The following is a 12,188-nucleotide window of genomic DNA, read 5'->3' as shown; positions in this document are numbered from 1 at the left end:
GCGCGCTCAGGCGCGCCGGCGGGGGGCCGGGCCGATAATTCGCGCCACACGGCGCGCGCCAGGGCGGGGAGGCACCCCGCCGCACTGAAAAGATCCACACATGGTCGGGCTTCTAGCAGGCGCCCCGCGCCGCGAAAAGCCCGCAGATGAGCGCAGCGGGAGCCGGCGAAGGGGCTCGGCCTAAGCGGCGCCCCGTCCGGGTCCCCTTCACGGCAACGAAAAAAGCCCCGGCACCAAGGTGCCGAGGCTCTTCTTCGTTCCCCTCTTTTTAGTCCGGCGGGGCGGCGCACCCGAAGGCGCGTCGCCCCGGAAAGATCACGAGTGGTAGGCGCGCTCGCCGTGCTCGTTGATGTCGAGGCCCTCGCGCTCCACGTCGGTGGTGGGACGCAGGCCGACGACCACGGAGATGATGAACAGGATCACCGCGGTGCCGACACCCGACCACACGACGGTGACGCCGACGGCCTTGAGCTGGGCAATGACCTGGGTGGCCATGTCGTAGGGGGCAACGGCGCCGGTGGTGTAGTCGAAGATGCCGGTGCCGCCGAGGGCCGGGCTCACCAGGATGCCCGTGGCGATGGCGCCGACGATGCCGCCCACGCCATGCACGCCGAACACGTCGAGCGCGTCGTCATAGCCGAGCGCGTTCTTGATGGCCGTGCAGAAGATGAAGCAGATGGGGCTGACGATGAGGCCCAGCACCAGCGAACCCATGATGCCGGCGAAGCCCGACGGCGGCGTGACGGCCACGAGGCCGGCGACGATGCCCGAGGCGAGGCCCAGCATGGAGGGCTTACCCTTCACCAGCCATTCCACGAACATCCAGGAGACGGCCGCGGCACAGGTGGCGATGAAGGTGTTCATCATGGCGAGGCCGGTGACGGCGTTGGCCTCGAGGTTGGAGCCGGCGTTGAAGCCGAACCAGCCGACCCACAGCAGGGAGGCGCCGACCATGGTGAGGGTCAGCGAGTGGGGCGAGAGCGCCTCCTTGCCGTAGCCCAGGCGCTTGCCGACCATGAGGCAGGCGACGAGGCCGGCGATGCCGGCATTGATGTGCACCACGGTGCCGCCGGCGAAGTCGATGGCGCCGAGGGAGAAGATGTAGCCGGCGTCGGCGAGCACGCCGTCGAGGGCGGCCTGGGCGGCGGTCTTGGCGGCGCCGTCAGCGGCGGCAGCCACGGCCTTGGCGGCAGCGTCGATGGCATCCGGGCCGGCCCAGTACCAGACCATGTGCGCGACCGGGAAGTACACGAAGGTTACCCACAGCGGCACGAACAGCACCACGGCGGTGAACTTGGTGCGCTCCGCGAACGCGCCGAAGATCAGCGCGGGCGTGATCATGGCGAAGGTCATCTGGAACGCGATGTAGACGAACTCGGGGATGGCGACGCCCACCGAGAAGGTGGCGGCCAGCGATTCGCCGGTCACGCCCGACAGGAAGGCCTTGGAGAAGCCGCCGATGAAGGGCGAGCCGCCGGTGAAGGCGAGGGAGTAGCCGTACAGCACCCAGATGAGGCCGACGATGGCCACGCAGTAGCCAACCTGCATGAGCATGGACAGCATGTTCTTGGCGCGCAGGAGGCCGCCGTAGAACAGGAACAGGCCGGGGACCGACATCATGAGAACGAGGACTGCGGACGTGAGCATCCACGCCACGTCGCCCTTGTTCACGGTGGGGGCCGCCGCGGCGGCTGCGGCGGTCGTGGTGGCGTCGGCAGCAGGTGCGGCCGTCTGGGCCAGCACCGGCAAGGCAAATGCCGTTGCCAGAAGAAGCGCGGGAATGCCCACGCGGGACCACGTCTTGGACGTCATGGATGAAAGCTCCGTCGAATGAGAAAGGCTCAAAGCGCGTCGGCGTCGGTCTCGCCCGTGCGGATGCGCACGGCGTGCTCGATCGGCAGCACGAAAATCTTTCCGTCGCCGATCTGGCCGGTCTTGGCGGAAGCGGTGATGGCTTCCACCACCTTGGAGACCTGGTCGGCGGACACTGCGACCTCGATCTTCAGCTTCGGCAGGAAGCTCACGGCGTATTCGGCGCCGCGGTAGATCTCGGTGTGGCCCTTCTGACGGCCGTATCCCTTCACCTCGGTCACGGTCAGACCGTGCACACCGATACCGGTGAGGGCGTCGCGCACCTCCTCCAGCTTGAATGGCTTGATGATGGCCATGACGATCTTCATGGATCGGTCCCTGTTCCCTGATGCCGATGCGCCGCAGATGACGCGTTTCGGCTGTTTTCTCGCGGCGGCTTCGCTGAGCGGGTCGAGGAGATCCACGCCGCGGCTGGCAAGCCTGCGCAGGAGGGAATCAAGTACCGTGCCAAGTCATAGGGGCGGGCAATCGGCGTGCCTATTTTTAGGCCACGCAACGGAAGGCCGTCGGTTTGCCGCCGCCTTGCCGTTATTTTTGCCTATCTATTAATCGTCATGAGCAATATAGCAGCATTGCGACTTCGCGGTCGCGAAATAGGGTTTTATAATACCATTCTAGAGCCTTCAGCGAGGACTGACGGGCCGCATCAGGCCTTCCTGTGCCGCTGAAGCTACCAGTGCGCCGTCGCGGGTGAAGATTTCACCCCGGCAAAAGCCGCGTGCACCGGCGGCCGTGGGGCTCTCCTGGGTGTAGAGCAGCCAGTCGTCGGCCCGGAACGGGCGGTGGAACCACAGGGCGTGGTCGAGACTGGCCACCTGCAAGTCGCGGTCGAACACCGACTTGCCGTGGGGCAAAAGGGCGGCCTGGAGCAGGGCAAGGTCCGAAGCATAGGCAAGCACCGCCTGATGCGTGGGCAGATCGTCCGGCAGCGGGCCGCGCGTGCGCAGCCACATGCTGGGCCGCGCGCCGGGCGCGCCCAGGTAGGCGGGGTCGAGGCTGGTGGGCTTCACCTCCAGCGGCCGCAGCGCCATCCAGTCGCGCTTGGCGGCGGAAGGAAAACGCGCCATCAGCTTGTCGCGCCATGCATCGTCGGAGGGCAGGTCCTCCGGCGCCGGCACGTCGGGCATGGCGCCTTGGTGCTGCAGCCCCTCTTCCACCACCTGGAACGACACCGACATGCTGAAGATGGCCTGCCCGTGCTGGATCGCTACCACCCGGCGGGTGGTGAAGGAGCGCCCGTCACGGATGCGGTCCACGTCGAAGATGATGGGCACGCGGGGATCGCCGCCCAGCAGGAAATAGCCGTGGAGGGAATGGGTGACTCGCTCGGCCTCCACCGTGCGCCGCGCTGCCACCAGCGCCTGCGCCACCACCTGTCCGCCGAACACCCGTCCCCCGTCCGGGGTGATGGTGCGACCGCGGAACAGGTTGATTTCAAGGGGTTCGAGGTCGAGGATGCCCAAAAGCGCATCCACGTCGGACGGTGATCCGGTCATAGGGCTTGGCTCGCTGAAGGCCGGCGCGCGGCGCGCTCCGGAGGGAAGGGGTCGTCCGAACACGCCATGCTCGCGCGGATTGCGTCAAGACCCTTTTGGTCAGGTGCCTTCCGTATAGGGTGGGAGCCGGGACGAAGCGGATACGGGATCGGCGCAGGCCGGACCATAGGATCAGGGAGTGAAGCGATGACCGGGCTGAACATGTCCGAGCCCCAGGCCGGGCACACCGGAACCGGCTTTTCCGCCGCCACGGCCGTGCCGCGGGCGGATGTGGCCCGAGCGGATGTGGCCATCGTCGGAGGCGGGCTCGCCGGCCTCAGCCTCGCGCTGGCCCTGCGCCAGGGGCTCGGGCCGGATGCCGACATCGTACTGTTCGACCCCTATCTGTCCCACGCCACGGTGGATGACGGTCGCTGCTCGGCCATCGCCGCCGGCGCGCGGCGCATGCTTACCACCCTCGGCGTCTGGCAGCATGTGGGCGCCAAGGCGCAGCCCATCCAGACCATGGTGGTCACCGACAGCCGCACCAAGGACGTGGCGCGGCCCACCTTCCTCACCTTCGACGGTGATGTGGAGCCGGGCGAGGCCTTCGCCCACATGGTGCCCAACGCCGACCTGCAATATGCCCTCATCGATGCGGCGCGCTCCGCCGGTATCGACCTGCGCGCCCAGTCGGTGGACGATTTCACCGCCGACCGCTCCGGCGTGAGCCTGTCCGCCGCCGGCGCGCCGCAACTTTCGGCCCAGCTTCTGGTGGCCTGCGACGGCGCGAAATCGCGCATCCGTGGCATGGCCGGCATCGCCAATGTGGCCTGGGGCTATGGCCAGAGCGGCATCACCTTCGCGGTGGAGCACGAGCGCCCCCACGAGGGCCGGGCCGAAGAGCATTTCCTGCCCCCCGGCCCGTTCGCCATCCTGCCGCTTCCGGGCAACCGCTCGTCCATCGTGTGGACCGAGCGCACCGAAGACGCCGACCGCATCGTGGCGTTGCCGTCCATCATCTTCCAGGAGGAGCTGGAGCAGCGCTTCGGCCACCGGCTCGGCTGGGTGAAGCCGGTGACCAAGCCGCGTGCCTATCCCTTGGGCTTCGCCATGGCCCGCAGCTTCATCGGCGAGCGCCTCGCTCTGGTGGGAGACGCGGCCCATCTCATTCACCCCATCGCCGGGCAGGGGCTCAACATGGGCCTGCGCGACGTGGCGGCGCTGGCCGAGGCGGTGACGGATGCCGCGCGGGTCGGGCTCGATTTCGCCGGCCCGGCAGTGCTGGAGCGCTACCAGCGTTGGCGCCGGTTCGACACTTTGGCCATGGGGGTCGCGACAGACGGGCTCAACCGCCTGTTCTCCAACCGCTCCGACGCCTTGCGCGCGGTGCGGGACCTGGGCCTGGGTCTGGTGGACCGCATGCCGCGCCTCAAGGGCCTGTTCATCCGCGACGCGGCAGGCCTCACCGGCCAGGTGCCGAAGCTGCTGCGCGGCGAGGCGCTGTAGCGCGTTTTCGAGAGGGCGATTTCGCGCGAAGCGAATACCGGTTCGCGTTCAGAAAACGCGGGCGCCATCTTGGAGTGAGAGGGCGTTTCACCGGTCAGATTGCTTCCACCTGGCGAGATCGCGCTCAAGCGGCGAACGCGCGTCGGCGCGGGTTGCCGTGTGTTGGTGCGGGCGCGCGCCTCCGGCAGGGAAATCCATATGAGAATTGCGCCTTCGGGTGCGCGGGTCATTCTCATGCCAGTCAAAGTCGCACCGCAGCCGATGCGGTGGCCTGGATGGCCGCGCGATTCGCCGGCCAGCCCGCGCCGGACAATTGCGGGCCGCGCTGAGCGCCCAGCCCGTCGCAAGGACAACGGGTCGTGCGCCGGAGCGCGACCCGTTCAGTCTGCCGTTCGGTTGAACGGCCAACGTGCCCTCAGCGGGTGAGTTCGCTCTCGTCGAGCTTGCGGGCCTCGTCCGCGAGCATGATCGGGATGCCGTCGCGGATGGGATAGGCAAGCCGCGCGGCCCGCGAGACCAGTTCCTGGCGGTCGCGGTCATACTCCAGCGGCGCCTTGGTGAGGGGACACACCAGGATTTCGAGCAGCTTTGGGTCCACGTCGTGGCCGGGGCGCTGGGCTTGGATCATCGCATCACTCGTCAGGGCGTTTTCAGGCGCGGCGCAGACCGGCTCGCGCGAAACCGCGTTGGAAACCCGCCGGCGCGCGCTTGCGATTCACGGAACCACGCCGCTACGCCGGGTCGCCCCGCGTCTGGGCGAGGCGGCGCCACCATAGCGGGGGCAAGCGGCTGTTTCACCCTGTTTCTCGCCCATCCATCAGGCGCGCTGATGCTGCCATCAGCCGGATTCGTTGTCGCCGGGGCGGCCGGTCGCCTAAGCAGCGGGGTGACATCAACCGCTCGAAGGCATCCATGGACCGCCGCCCCCACCGCCGATCGTCCCTCGGGCTCGTCCTCGGCCTCGTCGCCGTGGTCATGTTCGGCGCGACGCTGCCCATGACGCGGCTCGACTTGCACGATCTCAGTCCCTGGTTCATCAGCTTCGGCCGCGCGGCGCTGGCCGGCTTCTGTGCCCTCGCGGTGGTGCTGGTGCTGCGCCGGCCGTGGCCGTTCGGGTCGCGCCAGACCCGGCGCGACCTGCTGCTGGCCACCCTCGCTTTGGTGTTCGGCTTTCCCATCCTGATCGGCATCGCCACGCAGACCGTTCCGGCGGCACACGGCGGCATCGTGCTCGGCCTCCTGCCGCTATGCACGGCCATCGCCGCCACCGTGCTCGCCGGGGAGCGTCCCGGCCTTGGCCTGTTCGCGGCGAGCGCTGTCGGCGCCGGGCTGGTGGCCGCCTTCGCCCTGCGCAACGGCGCGGCCGGCGGGTTTGGCTACGGCGACACGCTGCTCTTCCTGGGCGTGGTGGTCTGCGCCGCGGGCTATGCGGTCTCGGGGCGGCTGGCCCGGCGCATGGCGGGTTGGGAGGTGATCGCCTTCATGCTCATCCTCGCCCTGCCGGTCACGGCGCCGGCGGCGCTCCTGACCTTTCCGTGGGGGCGGACGGTGGCCGGTGAATCGTGGGCGGCGCTGCTCTATCTCGGGCTGTTCAGCCAGTTCATCGGCTTCTTCTTCTGGAATGCCGGGCTGGCGCTGGGCGGCATCGCGCGGGTGGGGCAGGTGCAACTGCTCCAGACCTTCGTAACGGTCGGCCTTGCCTGGCCCATCAACGGCGAGCGGCCCGATGCCGAGACGCTGCTCTTTGCCGGCGCCGTGGCGGTGGTGGTGGCGCTGGCTCAGCGGCTGGGTCGGCGGGGGCCGGCTCCTGTTGCCAGAGATCCGATCCCCTGACGGCTGTCCAAACGAAAACGGCCCTCCGGGGGAGGGCCGTTCACGGTTTTGCCTGAAAGCGCAAGGCTGGCTCAGCGTGTGGGCTCAGGCCGCCTTGCTGCGGGCGGTGATGAGCTTGCGGTTCACCAGCACCTCGGCGATCTGCACCGCGTTGAGCGCGGCGCCCTTGCGCAGGTTGTCGGACACGCACCAGAAGTTGATGGCGTTGTCCACGGTGGGGTCATCGCGCAGGCGCGAGATGAAGGTTGCGTCCTCGCCGGCGGCCTCGTGCGGGGTGGCGTAGCCGCCCGGCTCGCGGGTGTCGATGACGATGATGCCCGGGGCCTCGCGCAGGATCTTGCGCGCGTCTTCGGCCGACAACTCCTTCTCGAATTCGACGTTCACCGATTCCGAGTGGGAGATGAACACCGGCACGCGCACGCAGGTGGCCGTCAGCTTGATCTTCGGATCGAGGATCTTCTTGGTCTCGACCACCATCTTCCACTCTTCCTTGGTCGAGCCGTCATCGAGGAAGACGTCGATCTGGGGAATGAGGTTGAAGGCGATGCGCTTGGGGAACTTCTTCGGCTCCACCGGATCGGAGACGAAGATGGCGCGGGTCTGGGAGAACAGCTCGTCCATGGCATCCTTGCCGGCGCCGGAGACGGACTGGTAGGTGGAGACCACCACGCGCTTGATGGTGGCGGCATCGTGCAGCGGCTTCAGCGCCACCACCAGCTGCGCCGTGGAGCAGTTGGGATTGGCGATGATGTTCTTCTTGGTGAAGCCGACGATGGCGTCCGCATTCACCTCGGGCACGATCAGCGGCACGTCGGGATCCATGCGCCACTGGGACGAATTGTCGATGACGACGCAGCCCTGCGCGCCGATCTTCTCCGACCATTCCTTCGACACGGCTCCACCCGCCGACATCAGGCAGATGTCGGTGTCGGAGAAGTCGTAGGTTTCGAGCGCCTTCACCTTGAGGGTTTTGTCACCGAAGGAGACTTCCACGCCCTGCGAGCGGCGCGAAGCAAGCGCCACAACCTCGTCCGCGGGAAAGCCCCGCTCGGCGAGGATCGAGAGGATCTCCCGGCCCACGTTGCCCGTGGCGCCGACGACGGCGACCTTGTAACCCATGATAGTCCTCGGAATCTGCCGGCCCTGTTGGCCGGAACGGGGGTTTTAGGCCGAACGGCACGCGCTTGCAAATCTCAAGATCGCGTGCATGCGCACGGCGAACTGTTGCGCCAGCGCAACGCGCGGCGCCCCACGCTCGGGGAACATCCCCTGCCGCCTCCGCGTTTCCTTGCGCGACGGGCGGGAGTGTCCTAATTCAGGCAGGGGCGGCGGCTGTGCCGTTTCGGGAGGATGTCATGCGTGTCGCGCCGTACTTCACCATCGCCGCGGCGTTCCGGGTTGCGCTTGCGTTGACGTGCGCCGTGGCGCTGACGGGCGTTGCTTCGGTCATGTCGGCGGACAGCGCATCGGCGCAGACCACCGTCAAGAAGCGCAGCCGCATCGAGATTACCCGGCGCTCCTACCTGGATCCCGGCACCGTGGTGAAGCCCGGCTCCAAGTCCTACCTGGATTACGCCTTGCCCCCCGGCTGGTTCTACCCGACCTATGACGGCGGCGGCGCTTCCGGCACCGGCCCCATCAGCGGCATCCGCTCACCGCTGCCCGGCCCGTTCGATCTGCCGGGCTACTGATCCGGCGTAACGCCATCCGGCTGGGATGCGCGGAAGGAGGGCCGCAAGGACGCGGCCCTTTTTTAGGCCTCATAAACACATGAATCTTACGTGAGATGATTTTTCTCCCGTAGCGGAATGACATTTGGCGCACGCCACGCCATAACGAGCGTTCGATTGCGGCCGTGCCGCGCTCTCCCAGCCAGACAGCCGACAGGGCCGCGTTCATGCCCCGCCTTCGTTTCGCGTTTCCGGCCGGGGCCGGCCGCCGGGCCCCGCGCAGTGTCATTCCCGGCTTCCGCCTCTCCCTAGGGCTGACGCTGCTCTACCTCGGCCTGATCGTGATGCTGCCCATCGGCGCGCTGCTGCTGAAGGCGGCGGATGTGGGCTTCTGGGGCTATATCGCCATCATCACCTCGCCGCGCACGCTGGCGTCGTTCCAGATCACCATCACCACCGCTGCCGCGGCCGCCCTGTTCAATGCGGTCTACGGCCTGGGCCTGGCCTGGGTGCTGGTGCGCTACGAGTTTCCCGGCAAGCGCCTGCTGGACGCCATGGTGGACGTGCCCTTCGCCCTGCCCACGGCGGTGGCGGGCCTCGCGCTGACTGCCTTGTTCGCGAAGAACGGCTGGTTCGGCGCGCCGCTGGCCCAGTGGGGCATCCAGGTAGCCTATGCGCCGGCGGGCATCGTCTGCGCCATGGCCTTCACCTCCATCCCTTTCGTGGTGCGCACGGTGCAGCCGGTGCTGGAAGACATGGAGCCGGAGCTGGAGGAGGCGGCGGCGACGCTCGGCGCCACGGACTTCACCATCTTCCGCCGAGTGATTTTCCCCACCCTGTTTCCCGCCTTCCTCGCCGGCACCTCGCTCGCCTTCGCCCGCTCCCTGGGGGAGTTCGGCGCGGTGGTGTTCATCGCCGGCAACCAGCCCTTCCGCACCGAGATCGTGGCCCTGCTCACCTTCATCCGGCTGGAGGAATATGACTATGCCGCCGCCGCCGCCATCGCGGTGACCATGCTGGGGCTGGCCTTCCTCATGCTGCTGGTGGTCAACGCAGTGCAGACCTGGCACCAGCGCAGCGCCATGGGGGAGGGCTGAGATGGCGGCTCCGGTCAACCGCAATCGGCATCGCGTGGGGGATGGGCTGCGCACGCGGGCGGTGCTGCTCACGCTGGTGCTCGCCACCACGGCGCTGGCGCTCATCGCGCCGCTCGCGGTCATCTTCTCCGAGGCGTTCGCGCGCGGCTTTTCAGCCTATGCCGAGGCTTTGGTGCGGCCGGATACGCTGCATGCCATCGGTCTCACCCTCATCACCGCCCTGGTCTGCGTGCCGGTGAATATCGGCTTCGGCATCGCGGCGGCCTGGGCCGTCACCAAGTTCAGCTTTCCCGGCCGCAACCTGCTGCTGGCGGTGGTGGAGCTGCCGTTCTCCATCTCGCCCATCGTGGCCGGCGTCGCCTATCTGTTCGTTTATGGCGGGCAGGGGCTGTTCGGCCCGTTCCTGCAGGCCCACGACATCAAGATCGTGTTCGCGCTGCCGGCCATCATCCTCGCCAGCATGTTCGTCACCGCGCCGTTTGTGGTGCGCGAGCTGGTGCCGCTGATGATGGCGCAGGGGCGCGACGAGGAAGAGGCGGCGGTGAGCCTGGGCGCCAACGGCTTCGACGTGCTGCGGCTGGTCACGCTGCCCAACGTGCGCTTCGCCCTGCTCTATGGCGCGGCCTTGTGCAACGCGCGGGTGATGGGCGAGTTCGGCGCGGTCTCGGTGGTGTCGGGCAATATCCGCGGGCAGACCTCGACGCTGGCTTTGCAGATCGAGCTTTTGTACCAGGACAGCCACGTGCTCGCCGCCTTCGCCGCCGCGACGGTTCTTGCCGGCGTGGCACTGTTCACGCTGGTTGCAAAATATCTCATCGAGCGCGCCGAGCGGGCCCGCGGGGAGCGAGCCCCGGCCCGGCGGCCGGGGCACTGAATCCGCTGCCCTGAGCCGAATGCTCCGCCTTGGGTCCGAGCCGGCGCCGCGCCCGAGCATGCCCTCCGGCCTCTGTCGCAGACCAAGGCCATTCCTGTGATCGCGGGGGCGAGTGCGGCGTCGTCCGAGCGGGGTGCCGTTGGGCCTCAGCCGCGCGGGGCCGGCAGGCCGAGGGTGGTGGAGGACGGCTGCTGGACGGGTGTCACCCGCTTCAGCTCGCGCTTGGCTTCGCGCGCCGCGCGGCGGAAACGGCCCTGCCGGGCCCATACCACGATGCCGCCGGCCAGCACGCCTACGATCAGCGCGGCGAACACCAGCGCGAACAAAGGCAGCGTCACCGACAGCGCAGGCGCATCCGGCGAGAACGGGTCGAGGGACAGGGTGACGCTCTTGCGGTTCGCCACGGCGAGGGCCACCGCCACGATAGAGAGCGGCAGGCCGATGAGGATGGAGAGGATGCGGGCCACGGGCGCCTACTTTCCGGTGTTGAGACGCTCGCGCATCTCCTTGCCGGTCTTGAAGTAAGGAACGGTTTTCTCGCTCACGTCCACCTGCTTGCCGGTGCGCGGGTTGCGGCCGACGCGCGCGTCGCGCTTCTTCACCGAGAAGGCACCGAAGCCGCGCAACTCCACCCGGTCGCCACGCTCAAGGGCGGAGGCCACCTGCTCTAGGATGGCGTTGACGATGTTCTCCACATCGCGCTGGTAAAGATGCGGGTTGGCCTCGGCAATCTTCTGGACGAGTTCCGACTTGATCATGATGGCCGCATGTCCCTTGAGAACGATCCGCTGGGTTTGGCGGAAAGGCCGCCTTCCGGCGACGGATTGCCGCGTTTAATGCAGGAGCCTCAAGCTCTTGTCACCCGTCGGTGCGAGGGTGCCAGAGGGCCAGTAGACCGTCAAGCTGGGCGCGCTCCAGCGCGCCGCGGGCGGTCTGGGTGAGGAACTCGGCCGCCTGGGGGAAGCCCAGCGCCGCCACCGTGCCCCGCGCGGCGCCGAGCAGCCAGCCGAACTCCGAATCCACCTCCCGCGTGCGCCAGCTGCGCACCCGCAGGCTTTCCGGCACGCCCTTCTCGCGGGCAAGCCAGGCCCGGGCGGTGCGCTCATCGCCCAGCTCGTCCACCAACTGAAGGTCGAGGCCCTGGTGGCCGGTGAAGACGCGCCCGTCCGTCACCGTGGCAAGCTTGTCGTCGGACATCTTGCGCCGCTCGCTCACCAGGCCCTTGAACCAAGCGTAACTGTCCTTCACCAGCGACTCCACCGCCGCCCGCGCTTCCGGCGTGGTGGGGGTGTAGGGATTGGGCGAGGCCTTGAGCGGGGAGGACTTGATGTCCTCCATGGTCACGCCCACGGTCTTCATCAGCTCGGTGACGTTGGGATATTGGTAGATCACGCCCACCGAGCCCACCAGTGCGTTGCGCCGGGCCACGATGTGATCGGCGCCCAGCGCCGCGATATAGGCCCCCGACGCGGCGATGCCTTCCACCACAGCCACCACCGGCTTCTTCTCGGAAAGGCGGCGCAGGGCGTCGAACAATTGCTCGGAGCCGGTGACGGTGCCGCCGGGGCTGTCGATGGACAGGATCACCGCCCGCGCCCGCGAGCGGCCGATCTCCTCCAAGAGCTCGACCCGCGCGCGGTCGTTGCGGATGATGCCGCCGATGGTCACCCGCGCCACATGGGGGGACGAGGCCGAGACGCTGTCGCCCGCCACCGAGGCCGCCCCCACCGCGAGGGCGGCGACGGCGGCGAGCACGCCGAGGGTGCGCCAGAAAGTGACCTTCCGCCGCAGGCGGCGGCGTTCGACGATCTGGTCCGCGTCGAGCGACATGACTCAGCTCCTTCAGGGCACACCGGCC

Annotated in this window: 13 protein-coding genes; 5 read left to right on the top strand and 8 right to left on the bottom strand. The window is 68.2% G+C overall.

Features of this window, described 5'->3' with window-relative positions; all coding sequences use genetic code 11:
• Positions 1-315: 315 nt before the first annotated feature.
• The 3 genes from FBQ73_RS20925 to tesB all read right to left on the bottom strand — a co-directional run bounded on the left by FBQ73_RS20925 (position 316) and on the right by tesB (position 3,368).
• Positions 316-1,812: an ammonium transporter gene (locus FBQ73_RS20925; RefSeq protein WP_138401430.1), complete on the bottom strand. Its 1,497-nt coding sequence runs from the start codon at positions 1,810-1,812 to the stop codon at positions 316-318.
• Positions 1,813-1,841: 29 nt separating this feature from the next.
• The gene (locus FBQ73_RS20920) at positions 1,842-2,180 is read right to left on the bottom strand and encodes a P-II family nitrogen regulator (RefSeq protein WP_012114237.1); all 339 of its coding nucleotides are present in this window, start codon (positions 2,178-2,180) and stop codon (positions 1,842-1,844) included.
• A gap of 315 nt (positions 2,181-2,495) precedes the next feature.
• Positions 2,496-3,368, bottom strand: a complete 873-nt coding sequence (tesB, locus tag FBQ73_RS20915; protein ID WP_138401429.1) for an acyl-CoA thioesterase II — start codon at positions 3,366-3,368, stop codon at positions 2,496-2,498.
• A gap of 186 nt (positions 3,369-3,554) precedes the next feature.
• Here tesB and FBQ73_RS20910 point away from each other — a divergent pair, with 186 nt between their 5' ends.
• On the top strand, positions 3,555-4,856 hold the full coding sequence (locus FBQ73_RS20910; protein WP_138401428.1) for a ubiquinone biosynthesis hydroxylase: 1,302 nt from the start codon (positions 3,555-3,557) through the stop codon (positions 4,854-4,856).
• 415 nt (positions 4,857-5,271) lie between these two features.
• Here FBQ73_RS20910 and FBQ73_RS20905 read toward each other — a convergent pair whose 3' ends face one another.
• Positions 5,272-5,484 (bottom strand): Trm112 family protein, encoded by a 213-nt coding sequence (locus tag FBQ73_RS20905; RefSeq protein WP_138401427.1) that lies wholly within the window; start codon positions 5,482-5,484, stop codon positions 5,272-5,274.
• A 284-nt stretch (positions 5,485-5,768) separates the two neighbouring features.
• Here FBQ73_RS20905 and FBQ73_RS20900 point away from each other — a divergent pair, with 284 nt between their 5' ends.
• Positions 5,769-6,689 (top strand): DMT family transporter, encoded by a 921-nt coding sequence (locus tag FBQ73_RS20900; protein WP_138401426.1) that lies wholly within the window; start codon positions 5,769-5,771, stop codon positions 6,687-6,689.
• 84 nt (positions 6,690-6,773) lie between these two features.
• Here the strand turns inward: FBQ73_RS20900 and FBQ73_RS20895 are convergent, their stop codons facing one another.
• The gene (locus FBQ73_RS20895) at positions 6,774-7,808 is read right to left on the bottom strand and encodes an aspartate-semialdehyde dehydrogenase (RefSeq protein WP_138401425.1); all 1,035 of its coding nucleotides are present in this window, start codon (positions 7,806-7,808) and stop codon (positions 6,774-6,776) included.
• A 236-nt stretch (positions 7,809-8,044) separates the two neighbouring features.
• Between FBQ73_RS20895 and FBQ73_RS20890 the strand changes: the two genes are divergently transcribed.
• From FBQ73_RS20890 to cysW, 3 genes are all read left to right on the top strand, one after another.
• Positions 8,045-8,380: a hypothetical protein gene (locus tag FBQ73_RS20890; protein ID WP_138401424.1), complete on the top strand. Its 336-nt coding sequence runs from the start codon at positions 8,045-8,047 to the stop codon at positions 8,378-8,380.
• A 206-nt stretch (positions 8,381-8,586) separates the two neighbouring features.
• Positions 8,587-9,456, top strand: a complete 870-nt coding sequence (gene cysT, locus FBQ73_RS20885) for a sulfate ABC transporter permease subunit CysT (protein WP_138401423.1) — start codon at positions 8,587-8,589, stop codon at positions 9,454-9,456.
• Position 9,457: 1 nt separating this feature from the next.
• Complete coding sequence (gene cysW / locus FBQ73_RS20880; RefSeq protein ID WP_138401422.1) at positions 9,458-10,330, top strand: sulfate ABC transporter permease subunit CysW; 873 nt, start codon at positions 9,458-9,460, stop codon at positions 10,328-10,330.
• A 146-nt stretch (positions 10,331-10,476) separates the two neighbouring features.
• Here cysW and FBQ73_RS20875 read toward each other — a convergent pair whose 3' ends face one another.
• The 3 genes from FBQ73_RS20875 to sppA form a co-directional block, all read right to left on the bottom strand.
• The gene (locus FBQ73_RS20875; protein WP_138401421.1) at positions 10,477-10,797 is read right to left on the bottom strand and encodes a lipopolysaccharide assembly protein LapA domain-containing protein; all 321 of its coding nucleotides are present in this window, start codon (positions 10,795-10,797) and stop codon (positions 10,477-10,479) included.
• A 6-nt stretch (positions 10,798-10,803) separates the two neighbouring features.
• Positions 10,804-11,088 (bottom strand): integration host factor subunit beta, encoded by a 285-nt coding sequence (gene ihfB / locus FBQ73_RS20870; RefSeq protein WP_012114247.1) that lies wholly within the window; start codon positions 11,086-11,088, stop codon positions 10,804-10,806.
• Between the two features lie 100 nt (positions 11,089-11,188).
• Positions 11,189-12,160, bottom strand: coding sequence for a signal peptide peptidase SppA (sppA, locus tag FBQ73_RS20865; protein WP_138401420.1), 972 nt, complete (start codon positions 12,158-12,160; stop codon positions 11,189-11,191).
• Positions 12,161-12,188 lie beyond the last annotated feature (28 nt).

The sequence above is a fragment of the Xanthobacter autotrophicus genome, assembly GCF_005871085.1.
Taxonomy (GTDB): Bacteria; Pseudomonadota; Alphaproteobacteria; order Rhizobiales; family Xanthobacteraceae; genus Xanthobacter; species Xanthobacter autotrophicus.
Note: the sequence above shows the minus strand (reverse complement) of the source record. Positions and strands in the feature narration are given on the sequence as shown.